General features: G+C 70.6%; 13 protein-coding genes, 1 tRNA gene and 1 rRNA gene. 2 read left to right on the plus strand and 13 right to left on the minus strand.

The window, feature by feature from the left end:
- Nucleotides 1–105: 105 nt before the first annotated feature.
- Nucleotides 106–915: an Fpg/Nei family DNA glycosylase gene (locus ACZ62B_RS37655; RefSeq protein WP_469693825.1), complete on the plus strand. Its 810-nt coding sequence runs from the start codon at nt 106–108 to the stop codon at nt 913–915.
- Here ACZ62B_RS37655 and ACZ62B_RS37660 read toward each other — a convergent pair.
- The 10 genes from ACZ62B_RS37660 to ACZ62B_RS37705 form a co-directional block, all read right to left on the minus strand.
- Nucleotides 899–1,138, minus strand: a complete 240-nt coding sequence (locus ACZ62B_RS37660; protein WP_344567205.1) for a hypothetical protein — start codon at nt 1,136–1,138, stop codon at nt 899–901. The two genes, ACZ62B_RS37655 and ACZ62B_RS37660, sit on opposite strands and share 17 nt — an antisense overlap.
- A 141-nt stretch (nt 1,139–1,279) precedes the next feature.
- Nucleotides 1,280–1,750 carry a Dps family protein gene (locus ACZ62B_RS37665; RefSeq protein WP_344567175.1) on the minus strand — a complete coding sequence of 157 codons (471 nt, stop codon included), beginning with the start codon at nt 1,748–1,750 and terminating at the stop codon, nt 1,280–1,282.
- A gap of 183 nt (nt 1,751–1,933) precedes the next feature.
- Entirely contained in the window at nt 1,934–2,314 is a 381-nt protein-coding gene (locus ACZ62B_RS37670) for a helix-turn-helix domain-containing protein (RefSeq protein WP_003993396.1), read from the minus strand.
- A gap of 109 nt (nt 2,315–2,423) precedes the next feature.
- Nucleotides 2,424–2,969, minus strand: a complete 546-nt coding sequence (locus ACZ62B_RS37675) for a CinA family protein (RefSeq protein ID WP_344567177.1) — start codon at nt 2,967–2,969, stop codon at nt 2,424–2,426.
- Nucleotides 2,966–3,850 (minus strand): CDP-diacylglycerol--glycerol-3-phosphate 3-phosphatidyltransferase, encoded by an 885-nt coding sequence (pgsA, locus tag ACZ62B_RS37680; RefSeq protein ID WP_344567179.1) that lies wholly within the window; start codon nt 3,848–3,850, stop codon nt 2,966–2,968. The genes ACZ62B_RS37675 and pgsA overlap by 4 nt, the downstream gene beginning before the upstream one ends.
- The gene (gene rimO / locus ACZ62B_RS37685; protein ID WP_344567181.1) at nt 3,847–5,322 is read right to left on the minus strand and encodes a 30S ribosomal protein S12 methylthiotransferase RimO; all 1,476 of its coding nucleotides are present in this window, start codon (nt 5,320–5,322) and stop codon (nt 3,847–3,849) included. The genes pgsA and rimO overlap by 4 nt, the downstream gene beginning before the upstream one ends.
- A 93-nt stretch (nt 5,323–5,415) precedes the next feature.
- Nucleotides 5,416–6,258: a helix-turn-helix domain-containing protein gene (locus ACZ62B_RS37690; protein WP_344567183.1), complete on the minus strand. Its 843-nt coding sequence runs from the start codon at nt 6,256–6,258 to the stop codon at nt 5,416–5,418.
- Between the two features lie 252 nt (nt 6,259–6,510).
- The gene (locus tag ACZ62B_RS37695; RefSeq protein ID WP_344567185.1) at nt 6,511–9,297 is read right to left on the minus strand and encodes a DNA translocase FtsK; all 2,787 of its coding nucleotides are present in this window, start codon (nt 9,295–9,297) and stop codon (nt 6,511–6,513) included.
- A 156-nt stretch (nt 9,298–9,453) separates the two neighbouring features.
- Nucleotides 9,454–10,131 (minus strand): response regulator, encoded by a 678-nt coding sequence (locus ACZ62B_RS37700; protein WP_085572894.1) that lies wholly within the window; start codon nt 10,129–10,131, stop codon nt 9,454–9,456.
- 307 nt (nt 10,132–10,438) lie between these two features.
- The gene (locus ACZ62B_RS37705; protein WP_344567187.1) at nt 10,439–15,910 is read right to left on the minus strand and encodes a HAMP domain-containing protein; all 5,472 of its coding nucleotides are present in this window, start codon (nt 15,908–15,910) and stop codon (nt 10,439–10,441) included.
- A gap of 498 nt (nt 15,911–16,408) precedes the next feature.
- Here ACZ62B_RS37705 and ACZ62B_RS37710 point away from each other — a divergent pair, with 498 nt between their 5' ends.
- Nucleotides 16,409–19,048 (plus strand): SpoIIE family protein phosphatase, encoded by a 2,640-nt coding sequence (locus ACZ62B_RS37710; protein WP_469693829.1) that lies wholly within the window; start codon nt 16,409–16,411, stop codon nt 19,046–19,048.
- Nucleotides 19,049–19,136: 88 nt separating this feature from the next.
- On the opposite strand, the gene ACZ62B_RS37715 is transcribed toward ACZ62B_RS37710, so the two are convergent.
- The 3 genes from ACZ62B_RS37715 to rrf all read right to left on the minus strand — a co-directional run.
- Nucleotides 19,137–19,209 (minus strand) — tRNA-Thr (locus ACZ62B_RS37715).
- Between the two features lie 78 nt (nt 19,210–19,287).
- Nucleotides 19,288–19,965: a DegT/DnrJ/EryC1/StrS family aminotransferase gene (locus ACZ62B_RS37720; protein WP_344567191.1), complete on the minus strand. Its 678-nt coding sequence runs from the start codon at nt 19,963–19,965 to the stop codon at nt 19,288–19,290.
- 100 nt (nt 19,966–20,065) lie between these two features.
- Nucleotides 20,066–20,156: ribosomal RNA gene (rrf, locus tag ACZ62B_RS37725) — 5S ribosomal RNA — on the minus strand; the annotation flags it as partial.

Genomic DNA, 20,156 nt, shown 5'->3' on the forward strand with positions numbered 1-20,156 from the left:
TTTCTGGAAACCGTGAGCTTCGCGCCGCTCCCCGAGGACTGCGCCTCCGCCCCCGGCCCACGCCCACCCGAGCGCCCCGGCCGCCCGGCGTGCCACCCTTGACGCATGCCCGAAGGAGACACGGTCTGGCAGGCCGCGCGGCGGCTGCACGACGCCCTGGCCGGCCAGGTGCTGACCCGCAGCGACCTCCGGGTGCCGAGGTTCGCCACGGCCGACCTCACCGGCCGCACCGTGCTGGACGTCACCCCGCGCGGCAAGCACCTGCTGACCCGCGTCGAAGGCGGCCTGACGCTGCACTCGCACCTGAGGATGAACGGCTCCTGGCGGGTGTACCCGCACGGGCAGCGCTGGAACGGTGGCCCCGCCCACCAGATCCGCGCGATCCTCGGCAACGCCGGCCACACGGCCGTCGGCTACCGGCTCCCCGTCCTGGAACTGATGCGCACCACCGACGAGGACCGCGCGGTCGGCCACCTCGGCCCCGACCTCCTCGGCCCGGACTGGGACCCCGGCCTCGCACTGGCCAACCTCCTGAAGGACCCGGCCCGCCCTCTCGGCGAGGCCCTGCTGGACCAGCGGAACCTCGCCGGAATCGGCAACATCTTCAAGAGCGAGCTGTGCTTCCTCCTCGGCGTCACCCCCTGGCTCCCCGTGGGCGAGCTGCCCGCCGACCGTTCCGCGAAGCTGCCGGTGCTCGCCCGGAGACTGCTGGAGTTCAACCGCGAGCGCCCGGTCCGCAACACCACGGGCCGCCGCGGCCAGGACCTGTTCGTGTACGGCCGCGCCCGCCGCCCCTGCCTGCGCTGCCGCACCCCGGTCCGCCTCGCCGAGCAGGGCGACGGCTCCCGCGAGCGTCCCACGTACTGGTGCCCCACCTGCCAGCCGGGCCCGGCTCCGTTCACTCCCCGTCGGTGAACCGACGCACGGTGCTCACCCGCCACGCCCGCCGCCACCGCCCCGCCGCGAGCGCCCCCTCCGCCCGCGCCTTGGGCACGCAGTGCACCGGCAGCAGACTGAGCCCCCACCCGCCGGCCGCGACCGCCCCTTCCACCACCCCGGCGTCGGGCGCCAGCAGCAGTCGCGCCACCGCCCACCACCACAGCGCCCCCAGTCCCAGAACGGCCCCCCGGCGCACCATCCGCCCCGTTGTCACGGCCCCCACCCCCGCGCCGACGCTATGAGACCGCTCGCCCCCGCGCACAGGGCGCACCAAGGGCACACGGGCGCGTCCGGACCCCCGGGCCGCTCCACGAGGACCCCACGGCCCCCCAAGGCCACGTCATCCGTTCTCGGCCTGGAACATCCAGTGCTGCTTCTCCAGGTCCGCGGTGATCGTGATCAGGATGTCCTGGCTCACCGGGTCCGGCTCCGCGGTCGCCGTGACCCGCTCCCGCATACGGGCGATCACCGCGCCCAGCGCCTCCACGAGCGCGCCCACCGCGGTCGTGTCGTCGACCCAGCCCTCGGGCGTCACCCCGATGCCGCTGCCGACGGCCACCGTCGCGGCCCGCCCGTCGGGCGAGACCCCCAGCGCCGCGGCGCGCTCCGCCACGGTGTCGGAGTGGGTACGCGCCAGGGTCACGACCTCGTCGAGCTGGAGGTGCACGGAACGGAAGCGTTGCCCGACCACGTTCCAGTGGATCTGCTTGCCCACCAGGGCGAGATCCACCAGATCGACCAGGGCGCCCTGCAGCGCCTCGGACACGGTCTTCAGGTTCGCGTCGGACAACGGGCTCTTCACGACGTACATCCGCACCTCCGTAGCCGGCCCCCGCCTCGTCCCTCAACGATGACCGCCACGCGCCGCACCGGCAAACGCACCGAAAAAGGCCCGAGCATGCGAAAACCCCGGCGGCACCCCTCCGGATCTTCCGGAAGGGCCCCTACCGGGGCATCCCACACCTTCACACCGCGCGTGCGCGGAACACCACGCTCACGCGGCGACGACGTCCACCGCCTCGGCGGGCGCCTTGATGGTCACCCGTTCCGGTGGCACACCGGTCACCGAGACGGAACCCAGCATCGGACGAACCGGCGTGGGTACGGGCTCGCTGGGGGTCGCTGCAGCAGACTGGGCCAGTTCGGCGAGAGCGAGCTCGTCGCTCACTTCCCGCATGAGCTCGGACATCCGTACGTCCAGCGCGTCGCAGATGGCGGAGAGCAGCTCGGAGGAAGCCTCCTTCTGCCCCCGCTCCACCTCGGAGAGATAGCCGAGTGAGACTCGGGCGGACGAGGAGACTTCGCGCAGAGTACGGCCCTGGCGTTGGCGCTGCCGACGCAGCACGTCACCCAGCAGGCGACGGAGCAGAATCATCGGTGGCTCCCTCCTCGGACCGCGTAGCCGCATCCTTCTCGCCCCACCGTACCGCCTTGCGCCGCGGCCGTGCGGGGAGCGATGTCGTGTTCACTCAGGGCTGCAAACATCAAAACCCCCCGTTCCGTTCCGTATCCTGTGCCCGCTCATTCCCGGTCTGTTCGCCCGCAAGCTCTGTCAGAAGCAGTGCGAGTACGCTCCGTACACTCTCCATACGAATTTCCGCGCGGTCGCCGTTCAACCGCAGATGCTCCACTTTTCCGCCGCGGGCGGAACCCGTCCCCGTGCCCGAAGGGCCGTCCACGGCCACGAAAACCGTGCCGACGGCCTGGCCGTCCTGGGGATCCGGACCGGCGACGCCGGTGGTGGCGATGCCCCAGTCGGCACCCAGCGCCTCGCGGACGCCGGCCGCCATCCGGGCCGCCACCTGCGGGTCCACCGCTCCGCGCTCCGCCAGCAGGGTGGCGTCCACACCGAGCAGTTCCTGCTTGAGTTCGGTGGCGTACGCCGTCACCGAGCCCCGGAAGACCTTGGACGCCCCGGGAACCGAAGTGATCTCCGCCGCCACCAGGCCACCGGTCAGCGACTCCGCGACGGCGAGCGTTCCACCGTTCACAGTGAGTAGTCGCACCACTTCGGTGGCCTCGGAACTCACGCTTCCGTCTCCTCCAACGCCGCCTCGCGCTCGGCGATTCCCTGCCTGCGCAGCACAATGGCTTGTTTCACATAGTCGAGTCCGGTCGCCACGGTCAGCACGACCGCCGCGGCCATCACCCACCACCGCAGTGTGGCCAGCCACCCCGTCAGCGCCAGTACGTACATACCGACGGCGATGCCCTGGGTGAGGGTCTTGAGCTTGCCCCCTCGGCTGGCCGGGATCACGCCGTAGCGAATGACCAGAAAACGCAGCAGGGTGACGCCGAGTTCCCGGCCGAGGATGACTCCGGTGACCCACCACGGAAGATCGCCCAGCGAGGAGAGACAGATCAGCGCCGCTCCCATGATCGCCTTGTCGGCGATGGGATCGGCGATCTTCCCGAAGTCGGTGACGAGGTCGTACGTGCGCGCCAGATGACCGTCGAACAGGTCGGTGATCATGGCGATGGCGAAGGCCGCCCAGGCGAACGACCGCCACGCCGGGTCGTATCCGCCCTCGGCGAGCATCAGCATGACGAACGCCGGCACCAGGAGCAGCCGGAGCATGGTCAGCAGGTTGGCGATGTTCCAGACGCTGGCCTGGTTGACGGCCGCCGCCGCGATCTTCGCGCCGCGCGCGGGCCTGGTCCCGTCCCCGGCGTCGACGCCGTCACGGGACGCGGTGGCCGGCGCCGCCTCGTCGCCGTGCGTCCGGGCGCCGGCCGGGCCACGGCCGGACGCGCCGCGCCGGGCCGGTCCGCCGCCGGACGGTCCCGGAGCCGTGCCCCGCGCCTCCCGCGCGACCGTGCGGCCGGTCGCCGGCATGCCGCCGGGTGCGGTGCCCGCCGTCCTCCTCGCGCCGGAGGGGCCTCCCGCCGCCGATGCCGGGACACCCGTCATCTGCCCGCCTCCTCACTACACGCGGGCGAACCCTGGAACAGCGGCTCGGCCACCAGGTCGACACCCTCCGTGCCGACCACCTTCGCCTCGACCATACGGCCGACGACCAGTCCCTCGCCGCTCGTGAGCAGCACCTGGCCGTCCGTCTCGGGGGCCTGGTGCGCCGCCCGGCCGTACACGCCCTCCGTCTCGTCGACGGACTCCACCAGCACGTGCACGGTCTCGCCGACCCGTTCCTCGGCGCGCTGCGAGACCAGTTCCTCGGCCAGCCGGGAGACCCGGGCCAGCCGCTCGGCGACGACGTCCTCGTCCAGCTTGCGGTCGTACGTCGCGGCCTCGGTGCCCTCCTCGTCGGAGTAGCCGAAGACGCCGATGGCGTCCAGCCGCGCGTGGTTCAGGAACCGCTCCAGTTCGGCGAGGTCGGCCGCGGACTCGCCGGGGAAGCCGACGATGAAGTTGGAGCGCACACCGGCCTGGGGCGCCTTGCTCCGGATGGTGTCGAGCAGTTCCAGGAACCGGTCGGTGTCGCCGAAGCGGCGCATCGCGCGCAGCACGTCGGGCGCGGAGTGCTGGAAGGACAGGTCGAAGTAGGGGGCGACCTTCGGGGTGGAGGTCAGCACGTCGATCAGGCCGGGCCGCATCTCGGCCGGCTGGAGGTAGCTGACGCGCACCCGCTCCAGGCCGTCAACCTCGGCCAGCTCGGGCAGCAGGGACTCCAGCAGGCGGATGTCGCCGAGGTCCTTGCCGTAGGAGGTGTTGTTCTCGGAGACCAGCATGATCTCCTTCACGCCCTGTTCGGCCAGCCAGCGCGTCTCGTTCAGCACGTCGCTGGGGCGGCGCGAGATGAAGGAGCCGCGGAAGGAGGGGATGGCGCAGAAGGAGCAGCGCCGGTCGCAGCCGGAGGCGAGCTTCACCGAGGCGACCGGGGCGCCGTCCAGCCGGCGGCGCAGCGGCGCGCGGGGGCCGGAGGCCGGGGCGAGGCCGTCGGGCAGGTCCACCGGGCCGTGTCCCGGGAGGGCGACGGCGGCGGCGGAGTCCTGCCGCTCGGCCGGGCTGATCGGCAGCAGCTTGCGACGGTCGCGCGGGGTGTGGGAGGCGTGGATGCCGCCGTTCAGGATGGTCTGGAGGCGGTCGGAGATGTCGGCGTAGTCGTCGAAGCCGAGCACGCCGTCGGCTTCGGGGAGGGCCTCGGCGAGTTCCTTGCCGTACCGCTCGGCCATGCAGCCCACCGCGACGACGGCCTGGGTTCTTCCGTGTCCCTTGAGGTCGTTGGCCTCCAGGAGGGCGTCGACGGAGTCCTTCTTGGCGGCCTCGACGAAGCCACAGGTGTTGACGACGGCGACGTCCGCTTCCTCGGCGTCCTCCACGAGCTGCCAGCCGTCCGCCTCCAAACGGCCTGCGAGCTCCTCCGAGTCCACCTCGTTACGGGCGCAGCCAAGGGTGACGAGTGCGACGGTACGGCGTTCAGGCATGGGCTCAAGACTACTTCGTCCCGCTGACGCCCCACGTCGACGGGGTTGGCCGATCATGGCCGACCCCGTCGACGAAGCGCCCTTCGCGCCGGGTCATCCGGCCTGCGGGTCGCCCTTGGTGTAGGTGAGGCGCTCGACGGCGCCCGGCTGCCAGTCGTCCTCGATCTTCTTGCCGTTCACGAACAGGTCGATCGCGCCGGCGTCGCCGAGGACCAGGTTGATCTTGGTGCTGTCCTGGAAGGTCTTGGAATCGCCCTGCTTGAGCAGTCCGTCGAACAGCAGCCGGCCGTTGTGGTCCTTGGCGGAGATCCAGCTGCGTCCGTCGGCGGCGCTGACCTGGACCGTCACCTTGTCCTGCGGCGCGGCGGCGATGGCGCTGTCCGACGGTTCCGGCTCGGGCTCGGCGGGCTTCTCGGACTTCGGGGCGGGCGAGGCGGTCGGCTTGCCGGGCGTGGCGCCGTCGGCGACGTTCGCCTTGCCGCCGTCGTCGTCGCCCTTGACCATCGTGAACCCGACGAAGCCGATCACGACGACGATCGCGGCGACCATGGCCGCGGTCCAGTTGGGTCCGCGCCGCTCCGGACGGATGCGTTCCGCCTCGAACAGCGGGGCGGCCGGGGTCGGGGCCGGACGGCCGCCGCCGTGCTCGGCCTCGTACTGCGCGATCAGCGGGGCGGGGTCGAGGTCCACGGCCCTGGCCAGGGTCCGGATGTGCCCGCGCGCGTAGACGTCGCCGCCGCAGGGCGCGAAGTCGTCCGCCTCGATGGCGTGCACGATGGCGATACGGACCCGGGTGGCGGTACTGACGTCGTCGACGGTGAGTCCGGCGGCGATGCGCGCCTGTTGCAGCGCTCGGCCGACGGAGACGGAAGGGCGGTCTTCCTCGGAAACGTCTTCGAAGGGACGCTCGTCTTCAGGGGAGTTGCCGATGGACACGGGGGCGCCTTTCGAGCGTGTAGCCGCCTGTGCTGGAGGTTCAGTCTAGGAGGGGTACGAGAGGATGGGGCAACCGGGCGGTAGGACTTTGTACGCCATCGGAATGGCCCGACATTCCGATGATGGGACTGCGGTTTGTCACTTCGCTCAACTTGACGTACACCGACGGGAAACAGTTGCTCGATGATCCCTAACGGGTGGGTCACGATCGACCGCCCGGGTGCCCGGAGGTGACGACCGCCTCCCGTTCGCCTACCCTTCAGACTCCCCCCGGATCAGCGCGAGCACGCCATCCAGTTCATCAGGCTTCACAAGAACGTCACGAGCCTTCGAACCCTCGCTCGGTCCGACGATGTTCCGCGACTCCATGAGGTCCATCAGCCGGCCCGCCTTGGCGAAGCCGACGCGCAGCTTGCGCTGGAGCATGGACGTCGACCCGAACTGGGTGGAGACGACCAGCTCGGCCGCCTGACACAGCAGGTCCAGGTCGTCGCCGATGTCCTCGTCGATCTCCTTCTTCTGCTTGCTCCCGACGGTGACGTCGTCCCGGAAGACGGGCGCCATCTGCTCCTTGCAGTGCCGGACGACGGCCGCGACCTCCTCCTCGGTCACGAACGCGCCCTGCAGACGCGTCGGTTTGTTCGCGCCCATCGGCAGGAACAGCCCGTCGCCCTTGCCGATCAGCTTCTCGGCGCCGGGCTGGTCGAGGATGACCCGCGAGTCCGCGAGCGAGGAGGTGGCGAACGCCAGCCGGGACGGCACGTTCGCCTTGATCAGACCGGTGACCACGTCGACGGACGGCCGCTGTGTGGCGAGCACCAGGTGGATACCGGCCGCCCGCGCGAGCTGCGTGATGCGCACGATGGCGTCCTCGACGTCGCGCGGGGCGACCATCATCAGGTCGGCCAGCTCGTCGACGATCACCAGCAGGTACGGGTACGGCTGGAGCTCGCGCTCACTGCCCTCGGGCGGCTTGGCCTTCCCCTCGCGCACCGCGCGGTTGAAGTCGTCGATGTGCCGGTAGCCGTAGGCCGCGAGGTCGTCGTAGCGCAGGTCCATCTCGCGCACGACCCACTGGAGCGCCTCGGCGGCCCGCTTGGGGTTGGTGATGATCGGCGTGATCAGGTGCGGGATGCCCTCGTACGCCGTCAGCTCCACGCGCTTGGGGTCGACCAGGATCATCCGGACGTCCTCCGGGGTCGCCCGCATCATGATCGAGGTGATCAGGCAGTTGATGCAGGACGACTTGCCGGAGCCGGTGGCGCCGGCGACCAGCATGTGCGGCATCTTCGCCAGCGAGTCCATGACGTAGCCGCCCTCGACGTCCTTGCCGAAGGCGACCAGCATCGGGTCGTCGTCCTCGGCGGACTCCGCGAGCCGCAGTACGTCACCGAGGTTGACCATCTCCCGGTCGGTGTTGGGGATCTCGATGCCCACCGCGGACTTGCCGGGGATCGGGCTGATGATCCGCACGTCCGGGCTGGCGACGGCGTAGGCGATGTTCTTGGTCAGCGCGGTCACCCGCTCGACCTTCACGGCGGGGCCGAGTTCCACCACGTAGCGGGTGACCGTCGGACCGCGGGTGAAGCCGGTGACGGCGGCGTCCACCTTGAACTCCGTGAAGACCTTCCGCAGCGCGTCGACGACGGCGTCGTTGGCGGCGCTGCGCGCCTTGCCGGGGCCGCCGCGCTCGAGCAGGTCGAGGGCGGGCAGCGAGTAGGTGATGTCGCCGGAGAGCTGGAGCTGCTCCGCGCGGGCGGGCAGATCGCGGGGTTCGCGCGGCGGCTCCTTGGTCATGTCCAGGACACCGGCCGGCGGCTTGTCCCGCTTCGGCCTGTCCTGAGGACCGTCCTGGGAACCGTCCGGAGAACCGTCCGCCTTCGGCTTCCCCCGCCGCGGGCGGGCGGCCGGGACCGGCGTCGGTGTGGTCGGCTCCCGGTCGCCGGTGCTCACGCCCTGGGTCAGGTCGGCGACGATCGGCGAGGGCGGCATCCCGTGCAGCACGGCGCCGTCCAGCGCGGCGGCAGCGGCGGCGGCCACGTCCACGGCGTCCATGGGCCGGTCCACGGCGGGCTTCGGCACCGCGGGCCTGCGGGGCCGGCCCCGGCGCCTGGACAGCGCCTCCTGCTCCGCGCCGTCCGGGTCGTACTCCTCGGGCGCCGGCCGCCGTCCGCGGCGGCTCGCGGGCAGCGACTCGCGCCACTGCTGCTCGTAGCGCTCGTCGTCCTCGCCGAACTCCTCCGGCTCGGGTTCGCGGACGAGTCCGAGCCGCACACCGAGCTGCCGCAGGCGCTGCGGGATGGCGTTGACCGGGGTGGCGGTGACGACCAGCAGACCGAAGACGGTGAGCAGCACCAGCAGCGGCACGGCGAGGACGTCGGTCATGGTCGCCGACAGCGGTGTGGCCGCGCCCCAGCCGATGAGCCCGCCCGCGTCCCTTATGGCCTGCATGCCGTCGCCGCGCGCGGGCGAGCCGCAGCCGATGTGGATCTGCCCGAGCACGCCGATGACGAGCGCGGACAGACCGATGACGATCCGTCCGTTGGCCTCCGGCTTCTCCGGGTGCCGGATGAGCCGTACGGCGATGACGGCGACCAGGATCGGCACCAGCAGGTCGAGCCGGCCGAAGGCCCCGGCGACCAGGATCTCCACGAGGTCGCCGACGGGACCCTTCAGGTCGGCCCAGGTGCCGGCGGCGACGATGAGGGCGACGGCGAGCAGCAGCAGCGCCAGGCCGTCCTTGCGGTGCGCGGGGTCGAGGTTCTTGGCGCCCTGCCCTATGCCGCGGAAGACGGCGCCCACCGCGTGCGCGAGGCCCAGCCACAGGGCGCGTACGAGCCGGTAGACGCCGCTGGTCGGATTCGGGGCGGCCGGTGCGGGCGCGGGCTTCTTCGCCGCGGCCTTCCTGGCGGGAGCCTTCTTCGCCGGGGCCTTCCTGGCCGGGGCCTTCTTGGCAGCGGCCTTCTTCGCCGGAGCCTTCGCGGAAGCGGGCGCCTTCTTCGCGGGCGGCTTCTTGGCTGCGGAGGGACGTGAGGCCATGGGGGTGAGGTTACCGGTGGAGACGGTCGGTGACACGCGTGGCGGATGCTTCACCCGTTCGTGTCGCTCTTGTCGAGGCGTGACATTGACGTGCGGTTGACGCGGCCTCACGCCCGCGGCGCGTCGGAGGCCCGGCCAACGCCCTTGTCCTCGGCGTCAGTTCTGCGACGGCACCGACGACGCGCTGCCGGTCCCGGGCTCCAGGGCGTCCAGCGCCCGCCGCAACCCCGTGAGCTTGCGCTCCAGATGGGCGGCCGTGGCCACCGCGGCCGCGTCCGTCGACTCGTCGTTGAGCTGCTTGGTGAGCGCCTCGGCCTGCTCCTCGACGGCCGCGAGCCGCGCCGAGAGCTCCGCGAGCAGCCCCGCCGACTCCTTGGACTCGGCCGCGTCCTTCTCGCCGCCCTCCAGCTGGAGCCGCAGCAGCGCCGCCTGCTCCCGCAGCTGGCAGTTCTTCATGTACAGCTCGACGAAGACCGAGACCTTCGCGCGCAGCACCCACGGGTCGAACGGCTTGGAGATGTAGTCGACCGCGCCCGCCGCGTACCCGCGGAAGGTGTGGTGCGGGCCGTGGTTGATCGCGGTGAGGAAGATGATCGGGATGTCCCGGGTCCGCTCCCGCCGCTTGATGTGCGCGGCGGTCTCGAAACCGTCCATGCCCGGCATCTGGACGTCCAGCAGAATGACCGCGAAATCGTCCGTGAGCAGTGCCTTGAGCGCTTCTTCCCCGGACGATGCCCGCACCAGCGTCTGATCGAGCGCCGAGAGGATCGCCTCCAGCGCGAGCAGATTCTCCGGCCGGTCATCGACCAGGAGGATCTTGGCCTTCTGCACCATGGCCCGCCCTCCTCGCCCCGGCTTGGGGCCTCCCCTGTCCGCAGGACCTGAGGACGTACCCGCGGGTACCGCCCCAGGGGACGACTCCCTTGCGCCGCCCGTCCTTGTGCCGGTCATCGTAGCCGCACCCCGCCCGTCGCCACACCCTGTCACCGCGATGTCACTGTGCACGTAGCAGAAACGCGGCGGGAGACCAGAAGGTTCCCCGATTCCCGTACTTCTACACGGCTTCGCGCACACCGCGTCAGCAACATCATGTGAACACCGAAGCTTCCCGTCACCTTCGCGCCCCCTCCGGACGCCGGTCTCACTCCCCCCGCATCCACTGCTCCATCACCGACAACAGGTGATCGGGGTCGACCGGCTTGGTCACGTAGTCGGAGGCACCCGACTCGATCGCCTTCTCCCGGTCGCCCTTCATCGCCTTCGCGGTGAGCGCGATGATCGGGAGCCCGGCGAACTGCGGCATCCGGCGGATCGCCGTGGTCGTGGCGTATCCGTCCATCTCGGGCATCATGATGTCCATCAGGACGACCGCCACGTCGTCGTGCTGCTCCAGCACCTCGATGCCCTCGCGGCCGTTCTCCGCGTACAGCACGGACAGGCCGTGCTGCTCCAGGACGCTGGTGAGCGCGAAGACGTTGCGGATGTCGTCGTCGACGATCAGCACCTTCTGCCCGCCGAAACGGATGCCGCGGCTCGACGGCCGGGGAGCCGGCTCCTGCTGCTCCGCGTCCGGCCACTGCTCGGCCTCCGGAGCGGGCCGCTGCTCGAGCGTGACCCTGCGGCGGCGCCGGAACAGCGCGGCCGGACCGTTCTGGGTGTCCCGGTACGACTTCACCTCGGCCGGCGTCTCGACCTGCGGCCCGGTCAGCTCGGCCGAGGCCACCAGGTCACCGGCCTCCAGCGCGGGCATGGGCTGCTGGTAGCCGTTCGGGGGCAGCTCGCTCGGGTGCAGCGGCAGGTACAGCGTGAACGTCGAGCCGCGGCCCGGCTCGCTCTGCGCGTGGATCTCGCCGCCGAGCAGCTGCGCGATCTCCCGCGAGATGGACAGCCCCAGCCCCGTACCGCCGTACTTGCGGCTGGTGGTGCCGTCGGCCTGCTTGAACGCCTCGAAGATCACCCGCATCTTGCCGGCCGCGATGCCGATGCCCGTGTCGCTCACCGAGAACGCGATCAGGTCCGCGTCCGGGTCGGTCAGCGAGCCGGCCTCCAGCAACTGCTCCCGGATGGCCTGCGGAACCTCGTCCCGGGCGGGCCGGATGACCAGCTCGACCGACCCGGAGTCGGTGAACTTCACCGCGTTGGACAGCAGATTGCGCAGCACCTGGAGCAGCCGCTGCTCGTCGGTGTGCAGCGTGGCCGGCAGCTCCGGCGACACCCGCACCGACAGGTCCAGCCCCTTCTCCGCGGTCAGCGGCCGGAAGGTGGCCTCCACGTAGTCCACGAGCTGGACCAGCGCGATGCGCGTCGGGGAGACGTCCATCTTGCCCGCCTCGACCTTCGACAGGTCGAGGATGTCGTTGATGAGCTGCAGCAGGTCGGACCCGGCGCCGTGGATGGTCTCGGCGAACTCGACCTGCTTCGGGGAGAGGTTCCCCTCCGCGTTGTCGGCGAGCAGCTTCGCCAGGATCAGCAGCGAGTTGAGCGGCGTACGCAGCTCGTGCGACATGTTGGCGAGGAACTCGCTCTTGTAGCGCATGGAGACCGCGAGCTGCTCGGCGCGCTCCTCCAGGACCTGCCGCGCCTCCTCGATCTCGGTGTTCTTCACCTCGATGTCGCGGTTCTGCCGGGCCAGCAGCTCGGCCTTCTCCTCCAGTTCGGCGTTGGACGCCTGGAGCGCCTTCTGCCGCTGCTCCAACTCCGCCGACCGTTCGCGCAGTTGCTCGGTCAGCTCCTGGGACTGCGAGAGCAGCCGCTCGGTCTTGGTGTTGACCGAGATGGTGTTGACGCTCGTCGCGATCATCTCGGCGATCTGGTTGAGGAAGTCCTTCTGGATGTGCGTGAACGGCGTGAACGAGGCCAGCTCGATGACGCCGAGCACCTTCCCCTCGAACAACACCGGCAGCACGATCACCTGCGCCGGCGGTGCCTCCCCGAGCCCCGAGGAGATCTTCAGGTAGCCGCTGGGCGCGTTCTCCACCAGGATCGTGCGCTTCTCCATGGCGGCCGTCCCGATGAGCCCCTCACCGGGCCGGAACGACGTCGGCATGGATCCCATGGAGTAGCCGTACGAGCCGAGCATGCGCAGCTCGAACTGGTCGTCGTCCGCGGCGTTCAGGTCCTCGCCGTCGACCAGCGGCATCGCGAGGAAGAACGCGCCGTGCTGCGCGGACACCACCGGCGTCAGCTCGCTCATGATCAGCGAGGCCACGTCCTCCAGGTCGCGGCGGCCCTGCATCAGCGCGGAGATGCGGGCGAGATTGCCCTTGAGCCAGTCCTGCTCCTTGTTGGCGATCGTGGTGTCGCGCAGGTTGGCGATCATCTTGTTGATGTAGTCCTGGAGTTCCTGGATCTCCCCGGACGCGTCCACGTCGATCTTCAGGTTCAGGTCGCCGCGGGTCACCGCGGTCGCCACCCGCGCGATGGCACGCACCTGCCGGGTCAGGTTCCCGGCCATCTCGTTCACGGACTCGGTCAGGTCCCGCCAGGTGCCGTCCACGTCCCGCACGCGCGCCTGGCCGCCCAGCTGGCCCTCGGTGCCCACCTCGCGGGCCACGCGCGTGACCTCCTCGGCGAACGACGACAGCTGGTCCACCATCGTGTTGATGGTGGTCTTCAGCTCGAGGATCTCCCCGCGCGCGTCGATGTCGATCTTCTTCGTCAGGTCACCCTTGGCGATGGCCGTCGTCACCATGGCGATGTTGCGCACCTGACCGGTCAGGTTGGACGCCATCTGGTTCACCGACTCGGTGAGGTCCTTCCACGTCCCCGCCACACCCGGCACGTGCGCCTGACCGCCCAGGATGCCGTCCGTGCCCACCTCGCGGGCCACCTTGGTGACCTGCTCGGCGAACGCGCTCAGCGTCTTCACCATGATGTTGATGGTGTCGGCGAGCTGCGCCACCTCACCGCGCGCCTCGATGCTGACCTGCCGCGACAGGTCGCCGTTGGCGACGGCCGCGGACACCTGGGAGATGTTCCGCACCTGAGTGGTCAGGTTCTTCGCCATCAGGTTGACGTTGTCGCTCAGGTCCTTCCAGATGCCCGTGACACCCGGTACGTGCGCCTGGCCGCCCAGGATGCCCTCGGTGCCCACCTCACGGGCCACCCGGGTCACCTGCTCGGCGAACGACGACAGCTGGTCCACCATCGTGTTGACGGTGGTCACCAGCTCCAGGATCTCGCCCTTGGCGTCGACGGTGATCTTCTTCGACAGGTCGCCCTTGGCGACCGCCGTGGTGACCTCGGCGATGTTGCGCACCTGAAGGGTCAGGTTGTTCGCCATTCCGTTCACCGACTGCGTGAGGTCCTTCCAGGTGCCGGAGACCCCCTGCACCTCGGCCTGACCGCCGAGGATGCCCTCCGTACCCACCTCACGGGCCACCCGCGTGACCTCCTCGGCGAACGACGACAGCTGGTCCACCATCGTGTTCAGCGTGTTCTTCAGCTCGAGGATCTCACCGCGCGCGTCCACGGTGATCTTCTGCGACAGGTCACCGCGCGCCACCGCCGTCGCCACCTGGGCGATGTTGCGCACCTGGCCGGTCAGATTCGACGCCATGCCGTTCACGGAGTCCGTCAGGTCCCGCCACACACCGGCGACCCCGGGCACCTGCGCCTGGCCGCCCAGCCGGCCCTCCGTACCCACCTCGCGGGCCACCCGCGTCACCTGGTCGGCGAACGACGACAGCTGGTCCACCATCGTGTTGATGGTGTTCTTCAGCTCCAGGATCTCCCCGCGCGCGTCGACGTCGATCTTCTGCGACAGGTCGCCCCGCGCGACGGCCGTCGTCACCTGCGCGATGTTGCGCACCTGACCGGTCAGATTCGACGCCATCGAGTTGACGGAGTCGGTCAGCTCCTTCCAGGTGCCCGACACGCCGTCCACGCGCGCCTGACCGCCCAGCCGGCCCTCCGTACCCACGTCCCGGGCCATCCGCGTGACCTGGTCGGCGAAGCTCGACAGCTGGTCCACCATCGTGTTCACGGTGTTCTTCAGCTGGAGCATCTCACCGGAGACGTCCACGGTGACCTTCTGCGACAGGTCACCGTTGGCGACCGCCGTCGTCACCTGGGCGATGTTCCTCACCTGTCCGGTGAGGTTGCGGAACGCCGTGTTGACGGAGTCCGTCAGGTCCTTCCACGTCCCCGCCGCCCCCGGCACCTGCGCCTGGCCGCCCAGCTCACCCTCGACACCGATCTCGCGCGCCACGCGCGTGACCTCCGCGCCGAAGGACGACAGCTGGTCCACCATCGTGTTGACGGTGTTCTTCAGCTCCAGCATCTCGCCGGCCACGTCCACGGTGACCTTCTGCGACAGGTCACCGTTGGCGACCGCCGTCGTCACCGCCGCGATGTCCCGCACCTGAGTGGTCAGGTTCCGGAACACCGTGTTGACGGAGTCCGTCAGGTCCTTCCACGTCCCCGCCGCCCCCGGCACGTTCGCCTGACCGCCCAGCCGTCCCTCGCCGCCGACCTCGTTGGCGACGCGCGTGACCTCGTCCGCGAAGATCCGCAGCGTCTCGGTCATCTGGTTGATCGTCTCGGCGAGCTGCGCGACCTCGCCGCGCGCCGGCACCGTCACCTTCCGCGACAGGTTGCCGTTGGCGACCGCGGTCGTCACCTCGGCGATCCCGCGCACCTGCGCGGTGAGGTTCCCGGCCATGGTGTTGACGGAGTCGGTGAGCTCCTTCCACACCCCGTCCACCCCGGGCACCTGCGCCTGGCCGCCCAGGGCGCCCTCGGTGCCCACCTCGCGCGCGACGCGGGTCACCTCCGAGGAGAACGCGGAGAGCTGGTCCACCATCGTGTTGACGGTGTTCTTCAGCTCCAGCATCTCGCCCTCGACGTGCACGGTGACCTTGCGGGACAGATCACCGCGCGCGACGGCCGTCGTCACCAGCGCGATGTCGCGCACCTGCGCCGTCAGCCGCTCCGCCATCGTGTTGACGGAGTCCGTCAGGTCCTTCCAGGAACCTGACATGCCACGCACCTGGGCCTGACCGCCCAGCTTGCCCTCGGTGCCCACCTCACTGGCCACGCGCGTGACCTCGTCGGTGAACGTCGACAACTGGTCGACCAGGTTGTTCACCGTCCGCGCGACCTTCAGGAACTCGCCCCGCAGCGGATGCCCGGCCCCTTCCGGCGCCGCCTGCGTCCGCAGTTCCATACGCGGCGACAGATCGCCCTCCGCCACCGCCGACAGCACCCGGCTGACCTCGGAGACGGGCCGCACCAGGTCGTCCACCAGCGCGTTCGAGTTGTCGATCGCGGTCGCCCAGGAGCCCTCGGAGGCCCCCGTCTCCAGCCGCTCCGTGAGCTTTCCCTCACGCCCGACCATGCGGCGCACCCGCGCCAGCTCACCCGTCAGATGGAGATTGCGGTCGGCCACCTCGTTGAAGACCGCCGCGATCTCCGCCATCACTCCGTCGCCGGACACCGTGAGCCGCTTGCGGAAGTTCCCGTCCCGCATCGCCACCAGCGCCGTCATCAACCGGTTCAGGGCCGCCGTGTCCACGGTCGTGGTCCCGCCCCGCGCCCTTCCCGGCTTGCCCAGGGACTGTCCGCCTTTCGCGCGCGTCGTCTTCGTGCCCCGCGTCGCTGCGCCAGACTCCACTGTGTCCCTCCCGCAGGGGTCGACCGTTACCGCTGTTCTTGGGTGCTACCACGCTCGGCGGACCGGTTGATGCCGCTTTCCCGTACTGCCACCCGGCACGATCCTCGTGCCGGACCGCTTTCCGGGCTGCTGCCCACTGTGGGCGGCGGGCACTCGCCCCACCCGGACGTTTGCAAGAAGCCCGCCCAGTGTTCCACCATGCCGACCTATGACCGTAACTCACAACGCCGCTCCTCGTTGAGCAGCCGGGCAGGGCTGGTCCTTCGCCGGACGCGGATCCAGCGAGAAGCGGACCTTCGGGTCGAGCGGAGTCACGACGGTTCGGCAGCTTCCCGAGGCTCACCAGCCGACCTGTGACGCGAGACGCGTCGCGTCGGTGTTCAGGGGGTATCCCCCGGAGGACGCAGGGGATACCCCCTGAACACCGATCCACTGGCCGACTACCCTGTACCGAGCGAGCCGGGGAATCGGGCATGGAGGGGCAGGGGCCGCCGACATATGGGGAGTTCTGTGATCACCGCGCGCGCGGCCGCCAGCTTCGAGCCCGTGGGGCGATCGGTCGCGAGCGCCCGCTCCTTCGTCCGCGACACCCTGCAGGGGTGGGGCTTCTCCGACATCGTCGACGACGCCGTGGTTCTCACCAGCGAACTGGTGACCAACGCCGTGGTCCACGCCGGCACCTCCGCCGACCTCCTCTGTCTGCGCAGCGACGAAGGCGTACGGATCGAGGTGGCCGACCGGTATCCGGAACGGGAGATCCCCCTCCAGGGCTCGCCCGTCAACATGGGCAGCCCCGACCGCGAGGGCGGCCGCGGGCTCCAGCTGTGCGCGGCCCTGGCCGGCCACTGGGGCGTTGACTACACCCCCACCCACAAGACCGTCTGGTTCCAGCTCGACCTTCCCGAGCGCCCGGTCGGCACCCGCGCCGCCGGCCCCTCCCTGCCGGCCCACCTCCTCCCGCTCGCCGACACCCGGGTCCGCGTCGCCGTCGTCCAGATCGACCGGACCGGCTCCGTCACCGCCTGGAACGAGGACGCCGAGGAACTCTTCGGCTACTCCGCCGAGCAGGTCACCGGCAAACCGCTGACCGACTTCGCGGCCTGGCCGCACACCCCGGGCACCGGCACCGGCATCGCCGACGCGCTCCAGCTCTCCCGCTGGGAGGGCAGCTACGGCATCAGGGGCGCCCACGGCCGAGTGATCCCCGTGTACGCCTCCCACCTGCGGGTCCGGGACACCGACGGCGAACCGTCAACGGTCTGCCTCCTCGTACGGGACCACGAACGGGCGGTTCTGCAGACCCCGCTGCGCGGCCCCGCGTCCGACAAGTCCGGCACCTCCGAGGGGCAGAGCACCGACCCCTTCGAGATGTTCATCGGCTCCCCGGCCCCGGACGACCTCGACGGTCTGCTCCAGCGCACGGTGGAACGCGCCCGCGACATGCTCGACGGCGACTCCGCCTTCCTGCTCCTCGCCACCGACGACGAGACGGAGCTGGAGGTCCGCGCCTCCACCGGTCTGCCCTCGGCCCGCCAGCGCTTCGCCCGCGTCCCCGTCGAGGCCGGCCCCGGCCGCTACGGCTCCGCCCGCATGCCGGCCGTCCACGAGGACCTGACCGCCGTCCCCGGCGCGGTACCGCTCCTCAACAGCACCGGCATGCGCTCGGTCGTCACCGTCCCGCTGAAGGTGGAGGGCCGCCTCACCGGCTCCCTCGGTGTCGCCGCCGAGGCACCCGGCAGGTACTCCAACGAGGAGGCGCTGCGCCTGCAGTTCGCGGCGGACCGCATCGCGCTCGCCGTCGAGTCGGCCCGCCTGGGCGAACTGGAGCGCCTGCGCCGCGGCTCGCTCAGCTTCCTCGTCGAGGCCTCCGACCTGCTGGCCGGCACCCTGGACCGGGACCAGACGCTGGCCCTGATGGCCCAGATGACCGTGCCGACCCTCGCCACCTGGTGCGCCGTCTACACGATCGCCGACCAGGCCTCCGAGCCGTACCTCTCCTACGTGCTGCACGAGGACGAGGAGCTGATCGACGGCATCAAGTCCCTGCTGTCGAAGATCGCCCCGCCCGACCCGGTCCCCACGCCCGGCGCCCGCGTCTGGTCCGCCCCCGCGGAGGTCGCCCACCAGGCGGCCCTGCGCACCTCCATGCGCAGCCTCGGCCTCAGCGGCAGTCCGACCCATCCGGTCACCCCGGGCATCGGCCCGACCCTCGCGACGGCCTCCGCGGTCGGCGGCGAGACGGTGGTCCTGCCCCTGGTCGCCCGCAACCGGGTCATCGGCATGCTGACGCTCGGCAAGCCGACCGACGAGCACTTCCGCCAGGAGATCCTGGAGCTCGCCGAGGACCTCTCCCGGCGGGCCGCCCTGGCCCTGGACAACGCCCGCCTCTACTCGGAGCGCACGGCCATCAGCCAGTCCCTCCAGCGCAGCCTCCTGCCGCCGGAACTGCCGACGATCGACGGCGTCGAGGTCGAGGTCATCTACCGCGCGGCCGGCGAGGGCAACGAGGTCGGCGGCGACTTCTACGACCTCTTCCCGATCAGCGACGGCGCGTACGGTTTCGCCATCGGCGACGTCTGCGGCACCGGCCCCAACGCGGCGGCCGTGACCGGCCTCGCCCGGCACGCGCTCCGGCTGCTGGCCCGTGAGGGTCTCAGCGGCCCGGCGGTCCTGGAGCGCCTCAACTCCGCGATCCTCGACGAGGGCGCCCGCAGCCGCTTCCTCACCCTCCTCTACGGCGAGATGCGCCCGCAGGACGACGGCAGCGCGGAACTGAAGGTGGTCTGCGCCGGCCACCCCCTCCCGCTCCGTCTGCGCCAGGACGGCACGGTGGAACCGGCGGCGGAACCGCAGCCCCTCCTCGGCGTCATCGAGGACCTGGAGCTGTACGAGCAGACGGTCACCCTCGATCCCGGCGACGTGCTCCTCTGCGTCACCGACGGTGTCACCGAACGCCGCGAGGGCCCCCGCATGCTGGGGGACGACGGCCTCGCCGACGTCCTGACCACCTGCACCGGTCTGACGGCCGGCGCGGTCGCGGCCCGCATCATGCGCGCCGTGGAACGCTTCGCCTCCGAACCCCCGTCCGACGACATGGCGATCCTCGCCATGCGCGTACCGGGCCTGCACACGGATTAGCGGGTGCCTCCGCAGGGCGCGCCCTTGCAAGGCACTCCCGCAGGGCATGAGAAAGGCCCCGCCCGAATGGGCGGGGCCTTTCTGTCCGAGCCCCCAAACGGAATCGAACCGTTGACCTTCTCCTTACCATGGAGACGCTCTGCCGACTGAGCTATAGGGGCCTGTTGCCGTGTGCGGGGTTTTCCGCTCGCCAACGGAATAGATCATACCCCGAACGGAGCCGTGCTCCCAACCACCGCTCAGCCGGTCGGCTGGAGCAGCCCGCCCAGCGCATTGCACGCCGCCGCGATCCGCTGCATGTCCCGTCTGGTCAGCGACGCGTCCACGGGGAGCGCGAGCGTCTCGTCCGCGGCCCGCTCGGTCTCGGGCAGGGACACGCACCGCCGGAACTCGGGCATCCGGTGCACGGGGGTCTTCACCGGTACGCGGCACTCAACGCCCTTGCCGCGTATGGCGCGTGCGAAGGCGTCCCGGTCGGGCCGGCCGTTCCCCGGCACCCGCACGACGTACTGCTGATAGGTGTGCCCGACTCCGCTCTCGGGCGTCCGCACGCCCCTCAACTTGGCGTCGAGGAACGCCGCCCGCTCCCGCCGCCGAGCCATCTCGTCGTACGGGGCCTCGGATTCCCCGTGCTCCAGCACCAGCAGCCCGTGCCGACGGCCGAGCGCGTGCAACCGCCCGACGTCGGCGGGCCTTCCGAAGCGGTGTACGACAACCACGGCTGCCGTCCGCGGAGTTACGGCCGCCTCCACCGCGGCCGGCTCCAGGCAGTACGTCGCCGGGTCTATGTCGGCGAACACCGGCAGCGCCCCTGCCATCGCCACGGCTTCGGCGACTTCCACGTTCCCGAAGGCCGGTACGACGACCTCGTCGCCCACTCCGACACCGGCGGCCCTGAGCAGTGCAGCAGTACTCATGCAGTGGATGCTCGTTGCGCAACGTGAACGTCAAGTGACGCAGAACAAAAAAAGGTTGGACCCGGAACCGAAGTTCGGGGTCCAACCCTTTTGAATGATTGTTCGGCGGCGTCCTACTCTCCCACAGGGTCCCCCCTGCAGTACCATCGGCGCTGTAAGGCTTAGCTTCCGGGTTCGGAATGTAACCGGGC

The sequence above is a fragment of the Streptomyces sp. NPDC053426 genome (assembly GCF_055585405.1).

Excerpts from the sequence above, each read along its gene's own strand:
- ACZ62B_RS37655 (WP_469693825.1), top strand. The coding sequence starts at position 106 with ATGCCCGAAGGAGACACGGTCTGGCAGGCCGCGCGGCGGCTGCACGAC.
- ACZ62B_RS37660 (WP_344567205.1), bottom strand. The coding sequence starts at position 1,138 with ATGGTGCGCCGGGGGGCCGTTCTGGGACTGGGGGCGCTGTGGTGGTGG.
- ACZ62B_RS37665 (WP_344567175.1), bottom strand. The coding sequence starts at position 1,750 with ATGTACGTCGTGAAGAGCCCGTTGTCCGACGCGAACCTGAAGACCGTG.
- ACZ62B_RS37670 (WP_003993396.1), bottom strand. The coding sequence starts at position 2,314 with ATGATTCTGCTCCGTCGCCTGCTGGGTGACGTGCTGCGTCGGCAGCGC.
- pgsA (WP_344567179.1), bottom strand. The coding sequence starts at position 3,850 with ATGACGGGTGTCCCGGCATCGGCGGCGGGAGGCCCCTCCGGCGCGAGG.
- rimO (WP_344567181.1), bottom strand. The coding sequence starts at position 5,322 with ATGCCTGAACGCCGTACCGTCGCACTCGTCACCCTTGGCTGCGCCCGT.
- ACZ62B_RS37695 (WP_344567185.1), bottom strand. The coding sequence starts at position 9,297 with ATGGCCTCACGTCCCTCCGCAGCCAAGAAGCCGCCCGCGAAGAAGGCG.
- ACZ62B_RS37700 (WP_085572894.1), bottom strand. The coding sequence starts at position 10,131 with ATGGTGCAGAAGGCCAAGATCCTCCTGGTCGATGACCGGCCGGAGAAT.
- ACZ62B_RS37710 (WP_469693829.1), top strand. The coding sequence starts at position 16,409 with ATGGGGAGTTCTGTGATCACCGCGCGCGCGGCCGCCAGCTTCGAGCCC.
- ACZ62B_RS37720 (WP_344567191.1), bottom strand. The coding sequence starts at position 19,965 with ATGAGTACTGCTGCACTGCTCAGGGCCGCCGGTGTCGGAGTGGGCGAC.